General features: G+C 65.6%; 21 protein-coding genes. 10 read left to right on the top strand and 11 right to left on the bottom strand.

Annotation, left to right across the window (positions count from 1 at the left end):
• Positions 1-36: 36 nt before the first annotated feature.
• From JOF44_RS08070 to JOF44_RS08050, 5 genes are all read right to left on the bottom strand, one after another.
• Positions 37-1,164 carry a tyrosine-type recombinase/integrase gene (locus JOF44_RS08070; RefSeq protein WP_209889525.1) on the bottom strand — a complete coding sequence of 376 codons (1,128 nt, stop codon included), beginning with the start codon at positions 1,162-1,164 and terminating at the stop codon, positions 37-39.
• Positions 1,161-1,346, bottom strand: a complete 186-nt coding sequence (locus JOF44_RS08065) for a helix-turn-helix domain-containing protein (protein WP_209889522.1) — start codon at positions 1,344-1,346, stop codon at positions 1,161-1,163. Before JOF44_RS08065 ends, JOF44_RS08070 begins: the two co-directional genes overlap by 4 nt.
• Positions 1,321-2,796 (bottom strand): replication initiator, encoded by a 1,476-nt coding sequence (locus JOF44_RS08060; protein WP_209889520.1) that lies wholly within the window; start codon positions 2,794-2,796, stop codon positions 1,321-1,323. Before JOF44_RS08060 ends, JOF44_RS08065 begins: the two co-directional genes overlap by 26 nt.
• A complete protein-coding gene (locus tag JOF44_RS08055) occupies positions 2,793-4,232 on the bottom strand; it encodes a P-loop NTPase family protein (RefSeq protein ID WP_209889517.1) in 1,440 nt (479 codons plus the stop codon). The genes JOF44_RS08060 and JOF44_RS08055 overlap by 4 nt, the downstream gene beginning before the upstream one ends.
• Positions 4,233-4,339: 107 nt before the next feature.
• Positions 4,340-4,759, bottom strand: coding sequence for a plasmid replication, integration and excision activator (locus JOF44_RS08050; RefSeq protein WP_209889514.1), 420 nt, complete (start codon positions 4,757-4,759; stop codon positions 4,340-4,342).
• A 100-nt stretch (positions 4,760-4,859) separates the two neighbouring features.
• On the opposite strand from JOF44_RS08050, the gene JOF44_RS08045 reads away from it, so the two are divergent.
• The 8 genes from JOF44_RS08045 to JOF44_RS08010 all read left to right on the top strand — a co-directional run bounded on the left by JOF44_RS08045 (position 4,860) and on the right by JOF44_RS08010 (position 12,510).
• Positions 4,860-5,612, top strand: coding sequence for a hypothetical protein (locus tag JOF44_RS08045; RefSeq protein WP_209889511.1), 753 nt, complete (start codon positions 4,860-4,862; stop codon positions 5,610-5,612).
• 622 nt (positions 5,613-6,234) lie between these two features.
• A complete protein-coding gene (cmtR, locus tag JOF44_RS08040; protein ID WP_209889509.1) occupies positions 6,235-6,594 on the top strand; it encodes a Cd(II)/Pb(II)-sensing metalloregulatory transcriptional regulator CmtR in 360 nt (119 codons plus the stop codon).
• A 5-nt stretch (positions 6,595-6,599) separates the two neighbouring features.
• Positions 6,600-8,558 carry a heavy metal translocating P-type ATPase gene (locus JOF44_RS08035; protein WP_377785290.1) on the top strand — a complete coding sequence of 653 codons (1,959 nt, stop codon included), beginning with the start codon at positions 6,600-6,602 and terminating at the stop codon, positions 8,556-8,558.
• Positions 8,555-9,202 carry a DsbA family protein gene (locus tag JOF44_RS08030; protein ID WP_209889503.1) on the top strand — a complete coding sequence of 216 codons (648 nt, stop codon included), beginning with the start codon at positions 8,555-8,557 and terminating at the stop codon, positions 9,200-9,202. Before JOF44_RS08035 ends, JOF44_RS08030 begins: the two co-directional genes overlap by 4 nt.
• An 88-nt stretch (positions 9,203-9,290) precedes the next feature.
• Positions 9,291-9,818 carry a vitamin K epoxide reductase family protein gene (locus tag JOF44_RS08025; RefSeq protein WP_245348895.1) on the top strand — a complete coding sequence of 176 codons (528 nt, stop codon included), beginning with the start codon at positions 9,291-9,293 and terminating at the stop codon, positions 9,816-9,818.
• A 63-nt stretch (positions 9,819-9,881) separates the two neighbouring features.
• Complete coding sequence (locus JOF44_RS08020) at positions 9,882-10,481, top strand: TlpA family protein disulfide reductase (protein WP_076806528.1); 600 nt, start codon at positions 9,882-9,884, stop codon at positions 10,479-10,481.
• The gene (locus JOF44_RS08015; RefSeq protein WP_076806526.1) at positions 10,478-11,320 is read left to right on the top strand and encodes a cytochrome c biogenesis CcdA family protein; all 843 of its coding nucleotides are present in this window, start codon (positions 10,478-10,480) and stop codon (positions 11,318-11,320) included. The genes JOF44_RS08020 and JOF44_RS08015 overlap by 4 nt, the downstream gene beginning before the upstream one ends.
• A gap of 362 nt (positions 11,321-11,682) precedes the next feature.
• Complete coding sequence (locus JOF44_RS08010; protein WP_076806525.1) at positions 11,683-12,510, top strand: C40 family peptidase; 828 nt, start codon at positions 11,683-11,685, stop codon at positions 12,508-12,510.
• A gap of 99 nt (positions 12,511-12,609) precedes the next feature.
• Here JOF44_RS08010 and JOF44_RS08005 read toward each other — a convergent pair whose 3' ends face one another.
• Both JOF44_RS08005 and JOF44_RS08000 read right to left on the bottom strand, forming a co-directional pair.
• Positions 12,610-13,542: a cation diffusion facilitator family transporter gene (locus JOF44_RS08005; RefSeq protein ID WP_076806522.1), complete on the bottom strand. Its 933-nt coding sequence runs from the start codon at positions 13,540-13,542 to the stop codon at positions 12,610-12,612.
• Positions 13,542-13,916: an ArsR/SmtB family transcription factor gene (locus JOF44_RS08000; protein ID WP_076806520.1), complete on the bottom strand. Its 375-nt coding sequence runs from the start codon at positions 13,914-13,916 to the stop codon at positions 13,542-13,544. The genes JOF44_RS08005 and JOF44_RS08000 overlap by 1 nt, the downstream gene beginning before the upstream one ends.
• Before the next feature lie 166 nt (positions 13,917-14,082).
• On the opposite strand from JOF44_RS08000, the gene JOF44_RS07995 reads away from it, so the two are divergent.
• Positions 14,083-14,736, top strand: a complete 654-nt coding sequence (locus tag JOF44_RS07995; RefSeq protein ID WP_209889497.1) for a copper resistance CopC family protein — start codon at positions 14,083-14,085, stop codon at positions 14,734-14,736.
• 45 nt (positions 14,737-14,781) lie between these two features.
• Here JOF44_RS07995 and JOF44_RS07990 read toward each other — a convergent pair whose 3' ends face one another.
• The 3 genes from JOF44_RS07990 to fdxA form a co-directional block, all read right to left on the bottom strand.
• A complete protein-coding gene (locus JOF44_RS07990; RefSeq protein ID WP_245349314.1) occupies positions 14,782-16,764 on the bottom strand; it encodes a cytochrome c oxidase assembly protein in 1,983 nt (660 codons plus the stop codon).
• A gap of 293 nt (positions 16,765-17,057) precedes the next feature.
• Positions 17,058-18,074, bottom strand: a complete 1,017-nt coding sequence (locus JOF44_RS07985) for an arsenic resistance protein (protein ID WP_209889491.1) — start codon at positions 18,072-18,074, stop codon at positions 17,058-17,060.
• Positions 18,075-18,144: 70 nt separating this feature from the next.
• Positions 18,145-18,480 (bottom strand): ferredoxin, encoded by a 336-nt coding sequence (gene fdxA, locus JOF44_RS07980; RefSeq protein WP_209889488.1) that lies wholly within the window; start codon positions 18,478-18,480, stop codon positions 18,145-18,147.
• A gap of 63 nt (positions 18,481-18,543) precedes the next feature.
• Between fdxA and JOF44_RS07975 the strand changes: the two genes are divergently transcribed.
• Entirely contained in the window at positions 18,544-18,951 is a 408-nt protein-coding gene (locus JOF44_RS07975) for a MerR family transcriptional regulator (RefSeq protein ID WP_209889485.1), read from the top strand.
• Between the two features lie 406 nt (positions 18,952-19,357).
• Here JOF44_RS07975 and JOF44_RS07970 read toward each other — a convergent pair whose 3' ends face one another.
• Positions 19,358-20,233, bottom strand: a complete 876-nt coding sequence (locus JOF44_RS07970; RefSeq protein ID WP_209889482.1) for a DUF3800 domain-containing protein — start codon at positions 20,231-20,233, stop codon at positions 19,358-19,360.
• Between the last annotated feature and the right edge of the window lie 417 nt (positions 20,234-20,650).

The raw sequence follows: 20,650 nt of genomic DNA, 5'->3' as shown, positions 1-20,650 counted from the left end.
TTCAGGCTCAGATCCGTAACCTCGTAACCTCGTAACCTAGGCTCGAAAGAGGGCATCCATCCGCTGGGCGGATTCGTCCTGCAATGCAGGAATGACGTGCGAATAGGTGTTCATGGTGACCGCGATGGCGGAGTGCCCCAGCAGTTCCATAACGACGCGCGGAGCGACGCCTTCAGCGAGGAGTAAGGAGGCGCAGGTATGGCGGAGGTCGTGCAGCTTGACTCGGCGCAGCTTCGCCTTCTTCAGTAGTGCCTCGAAGGCACGGTTCACGTTGCGGGGCTCGATGGGGGTGCCGGCCTGGGAGGTGAAAACGAGTGTTGTCGGGTCAACGGGCAGCCCGAGCGAAGCAAGCTTCTCTCGCTCGGAGGTGCGGTGACGGGTGAGGGCGTCGATGCAGAAGGCGGGGAGCACGATCCGACGGCGCGAGGTGTCTGTCTTGGGGCTCTTCAGGCGCAGCTCTCCTCTGGAGCGCTGAAGGGACTGCACGACCCGCAGGCGACCGTTCTCGAGGTCGACATCGCTCCACCGGAGCCCCAGGGCTTCACCTCGTCGCAGCCCGAGTCCGACGTAGAGGGTCCAAAGGGCTTCCCAATCGTGCCCCTTCGCTGTTTTCAGGAGCTTCTTCGCCTCCTCCGGGGTCAACGGCTCGACATCCTGGCGTACGGGGTTAGAGACGACGACCAGCTTCGCCACGTTCCTCGGAACGAGGTCCTCACGCATCGCGTGCTGGAGAGCGGAGCGGATGATCGCGTGGATCTGCTTGACCGTGGCCGCGCTTTTTCCCTCACGAGTCTTCGCGCCGAGGAACTCCCTCAGATCCGAGGCAGTGAGCTGCCCCAGCGGTTTTGATCCCAACGCGGGCACGATGTGGTTCCGGATGTATCCCTCATACGTCTGGTACGTCGCAGGGCTCAGGCGAGGTTCCTGCACATCACGCATCCATGCTTCCAGGAAAGCTTTCACGGTGAGGCGTCCGGGTGTTGCTGCGATGCCCGAGCGGGACTTGTCCTGCATGTTGGCGAGCTTGGTGCTTACGTCCTTGCGGGTGTTCCCGTACGCCGTCTTCCGCTTGCGGGCACCGTCCGGGGTGAGGACGTACGCAGCGCCAGCCCACCGGCCATCTTTGCGCCGGTAGATGCTGCCCTCACCGTTCGCGCGGCTCATGCGACGACGGGGGCCGGTTCGAGGTTCTCGACGTAGGCGAGAAGATCGACGGCCTTGATCAGGCGGGAGCGACCGAGCTTGACGCTGGGCAGCTCGCCGCAGCGCATCAGGTCATATACCCGGGTCTTCGAGACGCTGAGCCGATCAGCGACTTCCTCAGCGGTGAAGCAGAGCTTCTCCATGGTTCTTTCCTTTCTCGTGGGGTCGAGGTGCAGCGCGGCGAGCGTCTTTCCACTCGCGTGCTGCGTCAGCGGCGGAACGGGCAAGTTCGGCATCACCGGGGGTGAGCCAGCCCTGTCCGACGAAGCGGAATTCGTTGATCACGACGGTGTGTTCGACGGCGTCGAGGGAGTCGTCGACAGTCGCGAGGTCTCCGCGGGTCTCGAGCTGTTCGCGGTCGCGGTGGTACTTGCGCCGTGCGTCGCGGAGCGTGCCGAGGGTGGTCGAGAACTGTCGGGACTTGCTGGCGAAGTGCCCGCGGAAGCCGAGGGCATCAGCCCACTTCCCGAGCAGTGCGTAGGGGCTCGAGAACCCCTCATCGAGCAGCGCCCGGCCGCACAGCTCAAGGCAGGTCTCCCGAAGCTGCTTCAAGTGGCGATTCGGCGTGCCCTCTGTGGCGACATCGCCGGCCGACTTCGTGGCGTACTTGGCGAGGTAGGCCGCCACCATCTCAGGGGAGACGTCGCCGTCCTCGTGGGTGTGGCGCTGGACGGGCCGGGCGTCGACCTGACGTCCGAAGCGGAGCACGCGAGCGGAATCATAGGCGTCGACCGGGGCGGCATCGATCTCAACGTCCCGCGCGGCCTCCAGACAGCGTTCTGCGAGCCAGGAAGCGGGGACGTCGACAGCGGGGGAGGGGAAGGGCTCTTCGTCCGTCGGAGCGCCGTCGAGCCGAACGAGCGCGTGAAGGTGGATCGCCCCGCGCTTCTGATACTCGCCGACCTTGGCGAACTGCACGCGAAGGAGATCCCTCGAGGCCTTCTCGCTCATGCCGAGGTGAGCGGCGACAAGACGGCGCAGCCGGATCGTGTACCGCCGCCACAGCTCGGGACAGTGCCACTGCCAGATCGTCTGCCCCTCGTAGTCGTAGCAGTCCCGGCACAGTGCCTGACCGACCCGAGCATCGTCGACGTCGTGGTGCTCCGTGCAACGACGAGGGCGACCGTGCCCGCACTGCCCCGGCGCGGAATTGACGGTGCACGGCCGGGGCTGGGCACCGGGACGAGTCGACGAGTGCACAGTGCCGAACGACGGAGCCGTCAGGGTGAGGAACACCAGTGGGTGGGTGGAGACGCTCTCCGGAACTCCCTTGTCTCCGCCGGAGACGCCTGCAGAGAGGAGGTGCCACATGTCGCCCTGGTACTCGTGGGAGCACGAGGGGCAGCGGGAGGAGCGTCGATTGCCGCAGCGGATGTAGAGGACGCTGTCGGGCAGGTCGCGGCTGTCGAAGGTGTGAAGGTGCTGTCCGGACCGGCGGTCGAAGGTGCTTGCCTGGCCGAAGAGGCGCACCGGACGGGAGCAGAACCCTGTCGAGGCGGCCTGCTTGGACCAGTCCTCGAAGCCGTCGGAGAGCATCCGCTTAAGTGCTGTGGGGTCGTCCACGTCGAGGGCGTAGAGATCGGTGTCGCTCACGATTCTGCTCCTTCCGTGTCGGGCTTGGTCCGAGGGCGGGACCGTGAGCTGCGGGGCTTCTCCGCCGGTTCCGGAACGACCACGGGAATCGTCGAGGGGGCGGGGAACCGCGCAGCCGCAGCCCGAATCAGGTCGTCATCGACGAAGGCGGCACGTACGCGAATCGGTTCAGAGCCGTCCTCGGGAACGACGTAGCCGATGCCCGGTGAGGCCAGCGGGATCTTGTGGCAGAGGGCGCCGGAAGCGACGGCACCGTCCCCGAGGACCATGGAGGTCTCCTCGCGATCCCGGAGCCGGAGTCCGACCATCTGTGTGAACAGGCCACGGTTGGGGATCGTCTCCTTGCGGGGATCCTGGAGGCAGGCGACCACCGTGTAGCCGACGGCGCGGCCCTGGGAGCAGAGCAGCGACATCGCTGTGCGGGCACGGCCTTTGAGGTCGCGGTCCTCGATGTACGACGTCAGAGCGGCGACCTCGTCGATCAGGACGACGACGAGGGGCTCATCGGAGCTTGCCGAGTGCTGGCGGGAGTTCCCGGCCATCCGTTCGAGGCGAGCGCTCATGGCGTCGACCGCCTCTTCGAGGACCACCACGGCTTCAGCGGGAGTCACGGCGTAGCGGGTGAACAGGTCCTTGCCCATCCCCAGTTCGACACCGCCCTTGAGGTCGATCCCGTGGACCTGTGCTTCTCCGCGGGCGATGGCAGGGGCAAGGCCGATGGTGACGCCCCAGACGAGGGACGCCTTGCCGGAGCCGGAGGACCCAGCGACGAGGGTGTGTGTGCCCGCAACACGGAGCCACCAGTCTTCGTCCCGGGTATCGATCCCCATCCACGCCGAGCGACCGTCCCAGGGGTCTTCCGCTTCCGGGAGCCCGCGATAGAGGGTCTCTGCGAGGGCATCACCGAAGGTGAAACTGAGGGTGGGGGAGAGGTCCCCGGTCACCCGAAGGTTTGTCGCGCCCACGGTGGTCCGAAGACGTTCCGCGACGGACTGGAAGTCCTCCACGGTCTGACCGGTCAGGAGCCCCGGGATGAGGACGAGCTCGTTGCGGTGCCAGCGCTTGCTCGCAATGGTGGGAACGCGAGTGTGCTTCTGTCCCGCACGGTCGATGTTGACGGAGGAGAGCCCGCATTCCTCCATGAGCAGCGGCCAGGTCTCGAGCAGGTCGAGCCAGAGTTCCCGCCGCCAGAGGGGGCGGTGTATGGCGCGGAAGTAGCTCTCAGGGTAGAACCGAGCCCAGAGCACGAAGTAGAGCGCGATCGCACCGACGACGGCAAAGGGCTTCCAGCTGCCGAGGAGATCGGCCGTGAGCCAGGTGAACATCGCGACGACGAACCAGAACCGGTGGAACCAGCACACATGACCCCACAGGGCCGTGGCGATCCAGCGCAGTTCGGCAAGGCCGAAGCGGAAGGCGAGGGAGGCGGTGTGCATTGCTCACGCACCCCCGAACGCCAGCTGCCAGCCGAGCGGGACGACCTGCCAGAGCAGGATCCCGATCGCTGCGACGTTGAGCAGACGCATCGCCTTCCGCTCCATGATCACGCCGCCTCGGTGCTCGAGGTGCGAGCGGAGGCCTTGGCCTCGGCGAAGCCGGCCGCACGCAGCGAGTACGCGATCTTCGGGAAGTTCCCGTTCTGGTCCACGTACGGCGTGAGGGTGAGCCCCTCGAAGGCCACAGCGCGGAACGGGCCGGTGGTCGGACCCTTGGGCGGCACGGGCTGGTGATCGGAGGAGACCTTCACGGTCACCTCGGCCTGGCCCTTGCGGCTCTCGGGATCCGGATCGAGCACCCGGACCTGCCAGACACGCTGGCCCGAGATCTTGTCCCGCTGCTGGGGGTCGACCTCGCCGGCCCTCTTCTTGTCGAAGTCGTCAGCGGCGAGGACCTCTCCGATCATGTACGCACCCTGGGGGAACACGTCCTCCATCTGGATGGGGAAACGGGTCTGAACAGCCATCGCTGGCCTCCTTGAGTTGGGAACATCTGGCTCCACCAGTAGACACATGACACTTGACGTTTGTCAAGTGACATTGCGAGGCTGTGCGTATGATGGAGGCATGAGCCAGTCGTACGTCACTACCAACGTGCAGGTCGGAGACTCCGTCGGCCTGCCTGAGCCAGTCCGCGATCTGGCGGAGAGGCTGAGGTTGCGCGCGTGTGAGACGACTGGCGCTGCACAGCGGGAACTGGAGTCGGGGCAGCGTGACGAGCTTTTCCTGTTGTCCACCCTTGGGTTCGCGAACGAGTCCGAGCGCATCGCCAAGGACCTCCGGACGCTCCTGACCGCCTACGCGCACGCGGTAGCAAGCGAACGCCCCAGTCTTCAGGAGGTCGCGAGTTGGCAACGTGTCACGCCGGGGAACCTACGGCGTAGGTACGCGCCGACCCATGTGGAGGCGATCAGATCACTCTTGAGCGACCGAGTGTCCTTCGACCTGGTGGAGATCGCTTTCGCATCAGTCGACGACGAGATGCTGCGCGAGGCGAGCGACCAATCGCGCCATGACTACGGCATTCGCTCGGATATTCGGCAGGCGTGCACTGCTTTCGTTGACGAGACAGCCGAAGTGCTCCATGGCAAGGGTTGGCGCGAGCGCACCTTCGTCGAATCCCGCTTCGACCCTAACCCGCTCCGCGGGTACTCCGGCGTAAGCGCGTTAAGCATGGGGAGCGACAAAGCATTGGCGCAGCTCTCACCGAACCTCATCGATCATGCGCTTGCTCGACTTGGGCCAGAGCATGCGCACTACGTCGAGTTCGAACGTCACGCCGTGGAACAGGCCGGCGTAAATCTCTCTGAGCAAAGATAAAGTGATTCGTGGTCCACTGGATGCGTGTGGCCAGCGAGTATCCTCGGTTGAGCACAGCGGTCAGCCGCTGAAAGCTTCATCGACGACGGCCTGGGCGGCAGTCGAGACAGCTTCCAGGCGCCCGTGTCGAACGGCATGTACCGGTGAGTCGTCCGAGATTCACGGGTTGGCACAAACGGACCAAGCACGGGCGATAGCTTCGCCCTCGACCGCGGCGAGCCTTCGCCACGATTGGTCGGCCGTGCGAAGACGTTTCGTGGCGTCAGGGCCAGGGCCAGGGTCGGGCTGTCGTAGCCAGCCCACTCGCGCGCGTACCTAGGTTCCGAGGAGCCGGTGAGTGCGGAGACAAGCGTGCATCTGAGAAAGCGGTTCAGCCGCCTGACGAGTTCGCGAAGCTCAGGATGGCGAGTAGCACCCCGAAAGGGAGGGTCGTGCTTCCAATGCCTTCGTCGCTGCTGGCAAACGGTCCCGACGTCCCCCCCCCCTGCTGCGCCCCCGTGCGGGAGGACTTCCCTTAGAAGGCTACCGCCGCCGTTGTCTTGGAGACGGCCGGATCGGACCGTGATCCAGCTATCCGGCCATGAACTTCCATACTGGTCAGTGACCACTGTATGGTCACCCCATGCTGACTATTGCATCTCGTTTGGACGTCATGAACCGCCTGGGCCGTGCGATGGCAGATCCGACACGGTCACGAATCTTGCTGACACTTCTGGAGGCTCCGAGCTACCCAGCAGTGCTCTCACGCGAGCTTGAGCTGACGCGGTCGAACGTGTCGAACCATCTAAGTTGCCTACGGGATTGCGGGATCGTGGTCGCCGAGCCGGAGGGACGGCAGACCCGGTATGAGATCTCCGATCCGCACCTCACCGCGGCCTTGAACGCGCTGGTCGAAGTGACTCTCGCGGTCGATGAGAGTGCCGCGTGCCTCAATCCCACTTGCCCAGTCCCGGGCTGCTGCGATGCGGAGGCACTCGCGTGAGCGCGGTGACGGACCCGCAGGTGAACAGCGTCGACGTCAGCAATCACGACGATGGCGACGGGCCCTGGTGGAAGGACCGCGAGGTGCTCCTTCCCGTGCTCTCCGGTATCGCGTTCCTTACTGGCCTCCTTTGTGAGTGGTCCGGTGCGGGGATACCCGCCCTTGCGCTCTTCTGGAGTGGCCTGCTTCTGGGCGCCTCAACGTTCACGCCCGGCGCGATCCGGGCACTGCTCAAGGGCAAGCTCGGCATCAGTCTCCTGATGACGATCAGCGCGGTCGGTGCGGTGATCCTGGGCTACGTCGAGGAAGCCGCAGCGCTGGCGTTCCTCTACTCGATCGCCGAAGCGCTGGAGGATAAGGCGATGGACCGGGCCCGTGGCGGACTGCGGGCGCTGTTGAAGCTGGTCCCCGACACCGCGTCCGTCTCCATCGACGGTACGTGGACTCCGATCGCCGCAAGAGAGCTGACCGCGGGTCAGGTGATGCTGGTGCGCGCCGGTGAGCGGATCGCGACCGACGGGATCGTGCGCTCGGGGCACAGCAGTCTGGACACTTCCGCGATCACCGGGGAATCGATTCCTGTCGAGGTAGAACCTGGCGATGCGGTTTCGGCAGGGGCGATCAACAACGCCGGAACTCTCGAGGTCGAGGCGACCGCAGCAGGGACGGACAACTCGCTGACTACCATTGTGGAGCTGGTCGAGCAAGCCCAAGCCGAAAAGGGCGACCGCGCCCGTCTCGCCGACCGCATCGCCCGCCCTTTGGTTCCCGGAGTGCTGATCCTCGCGACTTTGGTCGCGCTGATCGGATCGATATTCGGCGATCCGGAGTTGTGGATCACCCGCGCGCTGGTCGTTCTGGTCGCCGCATCGCCGTGCGCGCTAGCGATCTCCGTGCCGATCACCGTGGTCGCGGCGATCGGCTCGGCCAGCAAGTTCGGGGTGGTCATCAAGTCCGGAGCGATCTTCGAACGCTTCGGCGGCATCCGCCACGTCGCTCTCGACAAGACAGGCACCCTGACCCGCAATGAGCCAACCGTCACCGCCGTCCTCACTGCCAATGCCGTCGAAAGCGAGGTAGTGGCCTGGGCGGCCGCGCTCGAGCAGCACAGCACCCACCCGCTGGCCGCCGCGATCACCGCCGCTGCACCCGAAGCACCGAAGGCGACAGAAGTGATGGAGCTGGCTGGTCAGGGCATCCAGGGGGTCGTCGGCGAAGCCGTGATCACGGTCGGAAGCCCGCGCTGGCTGGCATCGGGCGCCCTCGCGGAGCGAGTAGAGGAACTCGAGACTCAGGGCATGACTGTGGTCATCGTGCACCACGAGCATGAGCCGGTCGGCGCGATCGGAGTGCGCGATGAGCTGCGGCCAGAAGTTCCCGAGGTGATCCGCACCCTGAGCGGACGAGGCACCGGGATCACCATGCTCACTGGAGACAACCTGCGCACCGCGCAAGCCCTCGCGAACCAGGCCGGGATCAGCGATGTGCGGGCCGCGCTGCGCCCCGAGGACAAAGCCGCCGCGGTCAGTGAACTCTCCCGTACCGCTCCGGTGGCGATGATCGGAGACGGCATCAACGACGCCCCGGCACTGGCCGCCGCGGATATCGGGATCGCGATGGGTGCCACCGGTTCGGATGCAGCTATCGAGTCGGCCGACGTTGCGTTTACCGGGCACGACCTGCGTCTCCTCCCGGCCGCGTTCGACCATGCCCGTCGTGGACGACGCATCATGAACCAGAATATCGTCCTGTCGCTGCTGATCATTGTCGTGCTCCTACCTCTTGCACTGAGTGGCATGCTCGGTCTCGCCGCGGTCGTCCTGGTCCACGAGGTCGCCGAGGTCGTCGTCATCGCCAACGGAATGCGCGCTGCTCGGACGCGCAGACGCGCCGCTGCGCAGGGGGCATACAGCCTCGTCAGAGAGGATCTGCGAAAGTCGACGACCACAGGAGGACAGGCATGAGCAGGAGCGTCAAGCTCACCCTGGGACTGATTGCCGTGGCCGCCGTGGTTTTCGCAGGGTTCGTGATCTTCCTGGACCCGAAGGAAGACCAGGCCGATTCCTCGGAGGCCACCGGAGCCGCGACGGGGCAGCTCGTGCGAGAGGACAGTCCGCGGCTGTCGGAGGGTGGCGAGGCCGTCTTCGTGGAGTACCTCGACTTCGAGTGTGAGGCCTGTCTCTCCCTATATCCTGCGGTCGAAGAGATTCGTGCCGCGTACGGCGACCGGGTGACCTTCGTGGTGCGGTACCTGCCCTTGCACGGAAATTCTGTCGAAGCCGCCAAGGCGGCTGAGGCCGCCGGGGAGCAGGGCGAATTCGAGGCCATGTACAAGGCGCTGTTCGAGAACGCCGACGAGTGGAGTCATCAGGAGACGTCGCAGCGGGAAGCGTTCTTCGGGTATGCCGAGGAGCTCGGGCTCGACATGGAGCGCTTCGAGCAGGTCTATGACGATCCGGCCACCCTCGCGCGCATCGAGCAGAGTGCTGCCGACGCCGAGGCGCTCGGTGTCACCAGCACCCCCACCTTCTTCGTCGACGGGGAGCGCCTGGAGCCTACCCGGGTCGAGGACCTCACGGATCCTCTCGATGCCGCGCTCGAAGGCTGACGGCCCGGCCGCCGGGTCGCCTCGGGATTCGAGGGCGCCACGCGGTCTGGGGATGCTCTTCACGGTCACCGGCGCAATCGGGCTGGTCATGGCCGTCGTGCTGCTGATCGAGAAGATTGCACTGATTGAGGACCCCAGCTACGTCCCCTCGTGCAGCCTCAATCCGGTGCTCTCTTGCGGCTCGGTGATGGACACCCCGCAGGCCTCGGCCTTCGGTATCCCCAATCCGATCCTCGGCATCGCCGGTTTCGCGGCCGTTCTCGCCCTCGGATTGGCGTTTCTCGCCGGTGCCCGCGTGGCGCGCTGGATGAGTGTGCTCATCCAGGCGGGCGTGACCTTCGCGGCGCTCTTCGTGCAGTGGCTGATCGGGCAGAGCCTCTACGAGATCGAGGCACTGTGCCCATACTGCATGGTCGTGTGGGCAGTGACGATCCCGTTGTTCTGGTTCACCACGATCCACCATCTCCGTGACCTGGCAGACAGATTCACCCCGGCCATACGGCGGGCCGCCCTTCTCGTGATCGAGTTCCGTGTCCCGGTGCTCGTGGCCTGGTACCTCGTGATCCTGGCACTCATCGCCGTGAAGTTCTGGGACTACTGGTCCACGCTGTTCTAGGCGCGGGAGAGTTCGTCCTGCCCACCACCGGTCCCCTCACGATCTTCATGAAGGAGCGAGTACATGCGCGCCCACTCCCGGCGACGGATTCTTTACGCCACCAGCTGCTTGGTCGTCACTGGCCTGGTCACTGCCTGCGGCAGCACTGATACCGGGGATCGATACGCCTCCGGGGACGACGGATACGTCTCCGGCAACGGCGTGACCACCGAGATCGCTCCCGCCGATCGCACAGAACCCGTCGAGTTCACCGGGAACACCTATGACGGCGAACGATTCGACTCCACGGAACACTGGGGATCGGTGCTCGTGGTCAACGTCTGGTACGCCTCCTGTCCGCCATGCCGGGTGGAGGCCCCGGATCTGCAGGCGATCCACGAGGAGTACGCCGACCAGGGCGTCTCGTTCATCGGGATCAACGTCCGCGACTCGGCAGGGCCCGCCGCGGCCTTCGAGGAGACCTACGGCATCACCTACCCCTCGCTGCCGGACTCGGACGCAGAGATCATGTACCAGCTGCGCGGCCAAGTCGCGCCCAACGCTGTTCCGACGACTCTCGTCCTTGACCACGAGGGCCGCGTCGCGGGCCGGATCTCGGGGGCGATCAGCCCCTCCATCCTGAGATCGATGCTCGACGCCGTCCTCGACGAAGGAGCCACGTGACCAGCAACGGACTCGCAGAGACCTTCCAGTCGATCGCCCTGTCCGGGTCTCTTCTGCTGGCCATCACGGTCGCCATGATCGCGGGCCTGATCGCGTTCCTCTCACCGTGCGTGCTGCCCATCGTGCCGGGCTACCTCAGCTACGTCTCCGGACTCGCCGGACAAGGACCGCAGGCCACCAAGCCACCCCGGGAAACGCCTGAGAACATCGGGAATGCGAGGCGATCGCCCAGACTTTCCCGCGTAGGGACTGGGAGGATGCTGAGCGGCAGCATGTTGTTCGTCGCTGGCTTCACGGTGGTATTCATGGCGCTGGGCGGGTTCGCTGGCGCAATGGGGTATCTGCTTCAGGCGCACGCGGTATGGATCAATCGGGTCGCGGGCATCATCGTCATGTTCATGGGACTCATTTTCATGGGAGCATTCCCCCGCTTGACAGGAAATCTCCAGGTTTCCAGGAGACGCCCTGATGCGGGCCTTCTGGGAGCCCCGTTGATGGGCTTCGTCTTCGGGTTGAGCTGGACACCATGCATCGGCCCCACCTACGCCGCGATCATCGCCCTCTCCCTCGACGCCGGCGCCGATGGAGGCTCTGCGACGCGGGGCGCGACGCTGGCGCTCGCGTACTCGCTCGGGCTGGGCATCCCCTTCGTCCTCAGCGCGCTCCTGCTCGACAAGGCAATGGGCGTGAGCAGGGCACTTGCACGACATCGCCGCCTCATCGGAATTGCGTCCGGGGCGCTGCTCATCGCGATCGGCCTGCTGCTGCTCACGGGAACGTGGGCCTCGTGGATGGACCAGCTGCAAGGCTCCATCGCCACGTTCCAGCCCATCGTGTGAGCCCAGCAAGGCTTCTTCTCCTGCCGATGTGCTGCCTGATGACCGACGGGGTTCGCCCACCTCGACTGCGACTCGTGACGTCGACCCCATCGCGGCATCGGGGTTCAGTAAGCGGCATCGGGGTTCAGTAAAGAGAAGGTATGCCCCCGGGGCCTATGCCGCGATGGGCTTCAAGAGCAGGCGAAATCGTTGGTCGGGGTCGCTCATAACGCTATTCAGCGGTCGTCTCGATCGGTACGTTGGTTCCACCGGTGACGAGGGACGAGATGTTCTTCCCGACGCATGCTCTGCTGTCGACGTTACCGCGACCCCATGCCAGACGACCCCGTGCATAAACTCGGGGATATACACGGAGAAAATTCATGGCCACGAGCAATTCCCATCGCGCGGACGGCCGCGCAGTCACCCCTCTTCGCCCCAGCGGACGCGCCCTGCGCGGCACCGGAGGCGCCGCCGTCCTCGGCACCGTCCTCCTCGGCTCCGCCTTCGCCAGCGGGGCGGCACAGGCGGCACCCACGGCTCCGGCCACCGCGCCGTCCGCGGTCTCTCAGGCCGTCGCCCCCGTTGCTCCGGCCCCGGCGCAGGCGCTGGACTCCTCCGAGAAGCTTCGCTGGGGATCCCAGGGCGCCTCGGTCGAGCAGCTCCAGTCCGCACTGAACGATGAGGGTGCCTCACTCGCCGTCGACGGAAAGTTCGGCCCGCTCACCCATAGCGCGGTGAAGGACTACCAGCAGAGCAACGACCTGCAGGTCGACGGCGTGGTGGGCCCCGAGACGCGCGGCTCGCTCAACGGTTCCACCCCGGCCGTCAGCGGTGGCGGCGCGTCAGTTCCTGCGCCCGCATCCTCCGCCAGCAGCACCGGGCAGGCGATCGTCGACGCCGCACGGACCCAGATGGGCGCCGCCTACTCCTGGGGCTCGAGCAACCCGGGCGTGAGCTTCGACTGCTCCGGCCTGACCCAGTACGCCTACAAGCAGGTCGGCATCGACCTTCCGCGCACATCCGGCCAGCAGGTCGACGCCGGCACCCAGATCTCCAAGTCCGAGGCCCAGCCCGGCGACCTCGTCGTGTGGCCCGGACACATGGGGATCTACGCCGGCGGCGACAAGGTCGTTGATGCAGGCCGCTCCCCCGGCGCCGTCACCGAGCGCACCATCTGGGGCAATCCCACCTTCGTCTCCTTCCGCTGAGTCCAGCGACTCACCGCGGCGCGCAACCCACCCCCGGGTGGGCTGCGCGCCGCTTTGTCGCATTCCCCCGCGGCCAAGAGATGTGCGGATCGGTGGACGCTACGCGTGCAGGGTGCGCTCGGATTCACGACGATGCACGGACGGGCTCTCCAACTGGATCGTGGCGTGCTCGAACGCGATCGGGAAGTGCGTCCTGACGCAGAGATGGACCTCTTCGAGGATCCCCAGCGCGTGAGCCGACTCGAAGCACTCCTCCCCCACGACGACGTGCGCCGAGAAGATCGGCAGATTGCTCCCGATCGCCGAGGCATGCAGGTCGTGGACGTCCTGGACGTGTTCGAGCGCGAGGATGTGCTCGCGCACCTGATCGAGATCAATCCCCTTCGGGGTGTACTCCATGAGGATCCGCAGCGTCTCGGCCATGATGCGGAACGCTCGGGGCACGATCAGCGCAGCGATGAACAATCCGGCCAGTGCGTCGGCCTGTTGGAACCCAGTCACCTGGATCACGATCGCGGCGGTGATCACACCGAGCGACCCGAGAGCGTCATTGAGGACCTCAAGGAACGCGGCACGCATGTTCAGGCTCGAGTCCTTGCCTCCGGTCAGGACGAGAATCCCGACAATGTTCGCGACCAGCCCGATCACACCGAAGATGAGCAGCTCTCCCGAGGGGACCTCCGGGGGGTCCGTCAGTCGCGAGATGCCCTCGACGGCGGTGTAGGTGCCGACCACGATCAAAAGCGTGGCTTGAGCCAAGGCCGCCAGTACCTCGATACGAGCGAACCCCCAGGTTTTGCCGCTGCTCGCCGGACGCAGCATCATCGTCGCCGCGATCAGCGCGACGAGCAGACCGGAGGCGTCGACGAGGGCGTGCGCCGTGTCCGTGAGCAGGGCAAGACTTCCGGTGACGACGCTCCCGATCGCTTGTGCGAGCACGATGACGGTCGTGATGGCGAAAGCGATGGCGAGTCGCGTCCGGGCGGTGCTCGGCCCGCCGGCGCCGTGTGAGTGGTCGTGTCCCGAGCTCATCAGAGGTCCCCGTCCTCGAGGTCCTCGTGGTCGCGGTGGTTCTTCAGGGACAAGGTGGTCCCGGATGTTTCGAGCAGGTCGTCCGCCACCTCGAGCAGGTCGGTCAGCCGGCGCAGATCGGTGAGGGCGAACCACGAGGAACGGCCTTCGGTGCGTGCGGTGACCAGACCGCAGTCGCGCAGGCACGAGAGGTGCTTGCTGACGGTCGACTGGGCAAGGTGCATGTGCTCGACAAGGTCGCGAACCCGGTGCTCACCGGTCGAGAGGTGCTGGAGGAGGGCCAGGCGCGTCGGTTCGGCAAGGGCATGGAAGAGCGCGGCGTGGCTGTCTGCGACCTCGAACTGGGGCTCGGCCAGGAAAGCATCAATCGTCATACGGCGATGATATCGCTGTTTGGGCTAATGTGAAGTGGTGTAGTCAGACGAGCCGATCCTGGGAAACGCTTCCGTGGGTGTCTCGTGGCACGCCGCTACACTCGATGCGCCCCGGTCACGGGGACAAACCCGCCCGCAAGAGGGGTCATCCGAAGAGGGGAATGTTATGACAGCGGACACGACAGTTGCGCGCAGGGCCACCAAGGCGTCGGTGCGGGTCACGCTGGCCAGCCTTGTCGGGATGCTCGCCGCCGTGCTGATGCCGCTGGCGGTGCCCACACTGTTGCCCGCAGCATCGGCGCACGACTCCTTGATCTCGTCGAGTCCGGCTTCCGGCGAGAGCTTCGAGCAGGCCCCCGAGACGCTCGAGCTCACCTACAGCGACGAGGTGCTCAACCTCTCCCCGGTCGTGCGATTGACCAACTCCGCCGGCGAGGAGATCTTCACCGAGACGCCCACCTTGTCCGGCAACACGGCCTCGATCGATCTACCGGCGCTGCCGGCCGACGACTATCAGGTCCAGTGGCGTGTCGTCTCCTCGGACGGTCACCCGATCGAGGGCACAGTCGACTTCACCGTAACGGTCGGCGCCGAGGCCACGGACACAGCAGACTCCGGGTCAGATGAGGAGGCCCCGACCACCGGCACGGGCGAGCCGAGCGCCGAAGCCACCCCTGTCGAGCAGGCAGATGCATCGCAGAGCGAGAGCGGGCTCCCCCTCGGCATGATCCTCGGCGGCCTCGCCCTGCTGCTGGTGCTCGCCGTCATCGGCGCGATCGTCGTCCGCCTGCGCCGCAACTCCGGTCACCGCACCGACTGACCCGCCTCACCCCCTGACCATCGGGAACCCGCTGAGGGCCCCGCATCACGACGAGCCGGGCCGAGGCGCTGAGCGAGTTCGCTGCCGCGCCGCAGCGTCACGATCGGCCGAGAGTTCTTCGCTGGGTCGGCGCGAACGCGGGATCAGTGCGCCGTGCAGGACCGCCAGCACCAGCACCATCGCCAGCAGCAGCCAGCCACCGAGTCGTTGATCCCCGAGCGCATCGGCGCCCCAGGTCCGCCCCATGGCCGCGAACCAGTCGGGCTCCACGACCGGGAGCGCCAGCGCCAACACAATCGCCAGGCCAGCAAGGACGCCGGTCCCCACAGCAAGGGCCACCCAGCGCTCCACCCTAGCGACCCTGCCACCGCCCAGCGCCCTGCCCTGGAATGGCAGTGCCACCGCAGCGCCGACCACCACGGCGGCCGTGAGGATGACCAGTCGGCCCGGCGCGGTATGCAATCCCGCGCCGAGTGCCGGTGTCAGGTAGATCGCCGCGAATCCCGCCGCGCCGAGCAGCGCCAGCGCCGCCGGATGAGTGAGCCACTGACCCACGCGAGAGCCCGGCTTCCAGTCGACGAGCTCGCGCAACCCTGCAGACCCATCCGACCGAGGAGCGATCCGCTCCCGCACGAGGTCACCGAAACGACCGGCGACCAGCAGCGGGGCCGCCACCAGAGCAAGCAGGGCGTGCTGGCCCAAGTGCGCAGAGAACTGCACCGGCGCGTACACCCCCGGTGCCCCGCTGGTTGCCCAGAGGATGACCGCGCATCCCGCGATCCACGCCGCCGTCCTCGCCACGGGCCAGGTCCGCCCGCCTGTCTCCGGCACGAGGCGGCGCATCCGCACCCAGAGGTAGATGACAGCGAGACCGAGGGCGAGCGCCATCCCGGCGACGTCAACACGCCAGGTCGTGAGCAGTGTCGTCAGCTCGGGCGGAGCGGGCAAGGGGTAGTCGGTCAGCGCCTCAGCCGTCGAGGTGACCGGTTCGGGCTCGTCCGGCACCGGAGGCGCCGAGTTCGATAATGCGGCAGCGAGTCCGGTCGCCGCGGCGATCAGGAAGACTTCTCCCGCGGCGAGCCACAGGAAGTCTCTCCGGCGGTCCGAGTCCCGCTGCCGGACCAGCACCCGACGGCGTTGCCACCAGCCTGCTCCGCCCAGCAGCACCAGCAGCGCCGTCTTCAGCACGAGCATCCACCCGTACGCCGTGGTCACAAGGTCCAGGGGCGCGGAGAGCCGGACCAAGGCAGAGGCAATTCCGCTGGCGGCCAACGCTCCATAACAAGCAAGCGCCAGGGAGCTGAACCGTTCAGCGGCATCCCCCAGTCGTGCTCCGAGCTGGCCCGCGACCAGCACGAGCAGCGCCAGCCCACCCAGCCACACTCCGGCAGCCACGAGGTGCACGATCATCGAGCTCGTGGCCGCCTCGTGAGAGGTCTGCCCTGAGGCATGGCCCGTCATCGACTTCGTCACCAACGTCGCGAACACCAAGCCCAGCGCGATCAGGAGCCCCATGCGGGACCTCACGACGATCAGCATGGTCGAGGCAGCAGCGACGAACACCGCACCGGCAAGCTGGTATTGACCGAGCTCAAGCCGAGTGATGTACATCAGGAGATCGGAGCCGAAGCGCGGGGAGAAGGGTGCCTGGCCCGCCGCCAAAGCGTAGCCAAGGACCATCCGCACGACCAGCAGCGTTGACCACATCATTCCAAGGCCCATGCCGATATCGAGCGCCCGCTCGTACGCCGGATGGAACCGAGAGACGGCACCGGGATCCTGATCAGCCTCCGACGCGGGCGGCTCCGGACGTCGGGGCAAGACGACGAGCGCCAGCACGAGGCACGCCACGGTGGCGGCACCGACGACATCACCGAGGGCATCGACGATCGGCAACCCCCACCGCACCACCGGGCCAGCATCGACGAGCTCCATCGAGACCGGCGCTCCCGCCATGGCAGCCGCGATCACCGTCCACAGAACAGCCCATGGGGCCGCAGCGCCCACGATGAGGATTCTGGTGCGCATCGAGCTCACCGGCTCGCCTCATAACGGTTCTTAGTGGTCACGGCTCGGGCCGGCAAGATGACTGCCTCAGAGACTCTGTGCGGCACAGCTTCTTCAACATGGGTAACCCCTCGAGCAGTACCAGTCATCATCATGCCTTCCTGTCTCACGTTCATCGTTTTGTCCGCTACTTCGATAGCCCCAGCCAGGCTAGCTGCACAAGGCCATCGCCCTATCGCCTCGTGGGATTGGCCACCGGAACGGAAGGGCAGGACTTAGATGTGCTTCTCGGCCACGAGTAGCTCAGGCAGGGGCTAGGTCTCGATCTCGCGAGTGTGCCGGGGGGAGGTCCGTTCACTGCCGGCTCCTGGCCGGACCGAGAGGACCCGGGGGATAAGCCGGATGAAGATGATCATGGCGACGAGCTCCACGAGTGTCTGAGTCACTACCACGAGTGGAGCAATCTCAAACGTTGCCGGCAAGGCGAGCACCAGAGGCAGGACCACAAGTGAGTTGCGAGTCACCCCGCTGAAGATGACTGCACGCCTTCCCGGAACGTCGAGCCCAGCAACGCGACTGGCCAGCATCCCGACCGGCACCATCACCGCAGCAAAGAGTACGTAGACCGGCACCGCCAGGAGCAGTGAACCGAGCCGGGCGCTTACGCCGGAGATCTGCGAAGCGACGACGACCGCCAGCGTCGTGATCATCAGTGGCACCATCGCCCCGGTAACAAACAGTTCGAGACCCCTACCGGCCTGCCACCGGGCAGCGGCGAGTTGGGTCAGTGCCGCGGCCAGGAGGGGAAGCGCGATGATGAGCACGAACGCCTCGACGAACGGCGCGACCTCGATGGAGCTGGCGAACTCCGCACCCACGAAGAGCCACATGTACACCGGCAACAGGAGCATCTGAGCGATCATCAGCAACGGGGCCGCAGCCAGGAGCCGCTCCTCGTCGCCGCCGGCGAGTCCGGCGAAGACGATGACGTAGTCGATGCAGGGGGTCAGCAGCACGAACAGGACTCCGACGAGGAGAGCCTGATCGTGGGCGACGATTCGAGAGAGCGGCCAGACGATCATCGGCACCAGGACGAAGTTGACGACAAGGATCGTCGAGAGGAACCGCCAGTCCCTGAACGCCCGCCCGATCCTGTCGAAGGGGATTCCTAGGAACGTGGCGTACAGCAACAGGGCCAGCACCGGGTGGATTGCCAGCTCCGCAGGATGGGCAACCGCAGGCCAGGCCAATCCAACGATAGCCCCGAGTGCCAGGCCCGCCACGTAGAGCACCACCTGGTGCCGCTCCATCCATTCCGCGCTCGCGCGCATGAGTCTCCTTCGGTTCGTTCTCGCACCAGTGCTGGACGCGCAATCGCGCTCAGGGTCGAGCCGCCTGGGGTCAGGACCCGCTGTCCTGACCGTTCTGCGGAGGTAGGGCGGCGACGATCGGGTGGTCCTTGTCGATCATGCCCAGCAGCGCGGCCCCGCCTGGCGCGCCGATGTCGTCGAAGAACTCGACGTTGGCTCGGTAGTAGGCGGACCACTGGTCGGGCAGGTCATCCTCGTAGTAGATCGCCTCGACGGGGCAGACCGGCTCGCAGGCTCCGCAGTCAATGCACTCGTCGGGGTGGATGTAGAGCATTCGCTGCCCCTCGTAGATGCAGTCGACCGGGCACTCGTCCACGCACGCACGGTCCTTCACATCCACGCAGGGCAGGGCGATCACGTACGTCATATCATCGACCTTAGACCTTGAACCTAGGTTGAAGGTCAAGTCGGAACGCCCTATGGTCGGAGCATGAGGATCTCCGAGGTCGCCGAGCGCACAGGAGTGCCCACGAGCACGCTGCGCTATTACGAGCGCCTCGGTATCCTTACCGCGCACAGGAGCGCCAACGGATACCGGGACTTCGACGTGGGCCACCTGGAGCGCTTGGATTTCATCGCTTCGGCCAAGCGGCTCGGCCTCGAGCTGCCCGAGATCCGCCGCCTCCTCGACCTCGCGGACACCGGCACCTGCACGGGAGTCAAGGCCACGCTCCAGCCTCTGCTGGCCGAACAGATTTCCGCTGTCGAGCAGCAGCTCCGGGTCCTGGCCGATCTACAAGCACAGCTACACGAGGCGCGGGCTCACGTCGACGCTTGCCCGGACAGTGACGAGCGCTGCCGGTCGGAGTGCGCATTCAAGGCCTTCGTCGGGCACTAGGACCCAAGCACCTCACGAACACCAGGGTTGCATCTGATCAATAATGCTCAGACCGAATGCCAGCGTGAATAGTCCGCACATGGCGGGTCCTTCCTCGAGGTTGGACTCGCAGCGTGGTGCACAGGACGGCGTGCGCCCAGGGTTCCGACCGCGACAGGGGCTCCTGCCATGCTCTAGGACGAAACGTTGCCTCGCCATCGCGGTGGTTCCGGAAGCAAGCCTTGGGAGATCCTGCCGGACGACAGGGCCTTGGGCTTGTGCGTCATGTCTGGAGCCAACGCAGAAACCGTGAGAAGTTTCCCTACTCCTTCAAGGGCACGGCTTCGCCGCGCCCGCAACTCGCGGCACTGCGCTTCCTCGCTCCGCTGCGAGACGCAATGCCGCGAGTTGCGGAGGGCGTGGCCGGTTAATGACGGATGGCGTCCCGCACGGACTGGGTTAGGTGCTCAGTGTGTCCGCTGCTCAGACTCCGCGCCTTGCCCGAGTCGATCCACTTGCCTGGGCGTACTAGTGCCTTCTCGGTCACAGCCCATTTGTGTTCGGGCAGCCAGATTCTGGATCCTTGCATTATGCGTCCACCAACAATTTGTTCAAGGACCGGCGGCGACCAGGCAAATTCGTTCGAATCCGAGAAGTGATAGTGGCTCGCGCGACTAAGTATTGAGCAGAGCCAATCGGCGTACTGCACGGATCCGTAACGATGGCTCTCGAGTTCGACGGGAACTTCTACGATCCGCTTGACGGATCGCTCGTCAGACGAATATATAAAGCTCGCCATCGCGGTAATAGCTTCTTCACGAGGCATTGGGCCACCTCGGTCTAACAGAACCATCAGACTTTCGTCGCGCTTGTCGGCATACCGGCAGAGTCTCCGCACGACCTCGGTCAGTGCAAGTGTTGTGGTTTCGCTAGGAGTGCGACCGGTTTCCTTGGTCGTGCCGAACGGCTTGCGGTGTCCGTAAAACACGACGCGACCGTCCAGTTTGCGTAGATAATCGGCTAGATCTGCAATCAGATCGGCCCGCTCTGGATACTTGCTGTGAGCTCCAGTGCTGAATATTTCAGACCCCTTCTTCTCCCATCTTCTGGGATGCTTTCCGGAAGGGATTATTTCGTTTCTAAATTGCCTAGCTTTTAGGTGTTCAAACTTCGCGCCGAACTTTCGGATCTGCCTCTCGGGCAACACGATTCCGCCGTACCCAAAGATCGGGTTGTGATTGAATTTTTTGTGGCCTGTACTGATGTACGGGCCCACATGCCCAAGTTCGTCCAGGTAGGCCACGAGCACTGCAGTCGGTCCCCTTTGATCCGGAAAGCACGAGAGGCAGCCACTCGGGCTGCCTCTCGGAGTTGGCGCGTGGTCCGCGATGGAACTGCTACCCGATGCCAACAGTAGCGGGCGCTCGGCGCCGGCGCAACGGTGCCGGCGGGGGCGCGGTCAGGATCTCATGCGGAGGCGAGTGCTGAGGTGCCTGCCGTAGCGGTCGCATTCGACGGGGTCCCAGGCGGGTGAGGGCAGTTTGTGCGGCCCAGCATGCTCGTTTGCTGTGCCCGCGCGTACCCGCGCCTCTTAAGATCTGTGCAGGTCTGTGACGCGCTTATTCCAAGAAGGAGCCTGAGCATCCGGCCTCCCGGTGCGCGCAGCGCGGCACATCCCGCAGCAGTCCCGCGTGTCATCGGTTGCGGCGGTTCCCCTTCG

Source organism: Brachybacterium fresconis (genome assembly GCF_017876515.1).
In the GTDB taxonomy this organism is placed as follows: domain Bacteria; phylum Actinomycetota; class Actinomycetes; order Actinomycetales; family Dermabacteraceae; genus Brachybacterium; species Brachybacterium fresconis.
Note: the sequence above shows the minus strand (reverse complement) of the source record. Positions and strands in the feature narration are given on the sequence as shown.